Below are 1,178 nucleotides of genomic sequence, written 5' to 3'. Positions count from 1 at the left end.
AAACCAAGCTTCATGGTAATCGGGTTTAAATTTTATGGCTTGGTCGTAGGAGGATATGGCTTTTTCATACTCTCCTAAATCAGACAGCGCCAACCCTCGGAAAAACCAAGCTTCATGTAAATCGGGTTTAAATTTTATGGCTTGGTCGCAGGAGGATATGGCTTTTTCATACTCTCCTAAATAAGACAGCGCCCCCCCTCGGTTAGCCCAAGCTTCATGGTAATCGGGTTTAAATTCGATCGCTTTTTCCCAAGAGAATATCGCACCGCGCAAATCCCCATTAACACCTCGTTGTAATCCATCGTTAAACCATGACTCAGCATCAGCCGGGAGAGAGTCAGTCGAAGTTGGGGGTTGGTTGTGGGGTGGGGTAACTGGTGGGGTATTAGTTTCTCTGGGGGGAGGTTTTGGCCGTGTTTCTCCTAACAAATTAGCCGCTATTTGGGAAATATAGTCACCATCCAACTGCGCTAATAATAACAACTGCCGGGAGATTTCCGCATCTTTAGGGTTAGGGTGAAACCGGGGAGACCATTCCTCCCATCGGCTTTTCGTCACCCGGTATTCATTGCGACGCAGCCAACGCCTCACCTGGTCTCCTTTCCAACCCTGACCCACCTTAGTCAGCAATTGTCGAAATAACCATTCATATTCATCGTCTGGGAGTCGGGGAGGGTTTGACCTCGGCGGTGGCGGGGGGTCCACCCAGTCGATAAACTTATCCCAAACTTGGGTCAACCATCGACGAAATCGACCCATCAGGCGCATCAGTTGGTTAAACATAAGCAGTTATCCAGGGTGTCAAACCATCAAACCCCCTGTCCGCCACTGAGGGGTCATCACTATTTTAATCCTTTTTTACCGGTTTCCGCCTCCTCCACCCACCCCAGCCACCTGTCAAAAATTAATTTCCCCTAACCCCTTTTTTTTATCGCTCATCTGTGTTATAATCAATTCTGGCAAATAAGCGGACGTGGCGGAATTGGTAGACGCGCTAGATTTAGGTTCTAGTGTCCTCGCGACGTGAAGGTTCAAGTCCTTTCGTCCGCATTAACTATAAACCCTTATCCTGACAGCGATAGCGGGTTATTACTCAACCCGATAACTATGCCTAGTTACTCAGATATTACTCACAATCTAGTCCTAGCACAGGAAAATAATTCTGTCAACGGTTGATT

General features: G+C 47.5%; 1 protein-coding gene and 1 tRNA gene. One reads left to right on the top strand and one right to left on the bottom strand.

What is annotated here, in order from left to right; translation table 11 throughout:
- Positions 1 to 783 (bottom strand): tetratricopeptide repeat protein (locus P5674_RS24960; protein ID WP_315670411.1); only part of this gene is annotated, 783 nt, incomplete at its 3' end.
- 184 nt (positions 784 to 967) lie between these two features.
- On the opposite strand from P5674_RS24960, the gene P5674_RS24955 reads away from it, so the two are divergent.
- A tRNA-Leu gene (locus tag P5674_RS24955) sits at positions 968 to 1,050 on the top strand.
- The last annotated feature ends 128 nt before the right edge of the window (positions 1,051 to 1,178 follow it).

The organism is Limnospira sp. PMC 289.06 (assembly GCF_032350395.1).
Taxonomy (GTDB): Bacteria; Cyanobacteriota; Cyanobacteriia; order Cyanobacteriales; family Microcoleaceae; genus Limnospira; species Limnospira platensis.
Note: the sequence above shows the minus strand (reverse complement) of the source record. Positions and strands in the feature narration are given on the sequence as shown.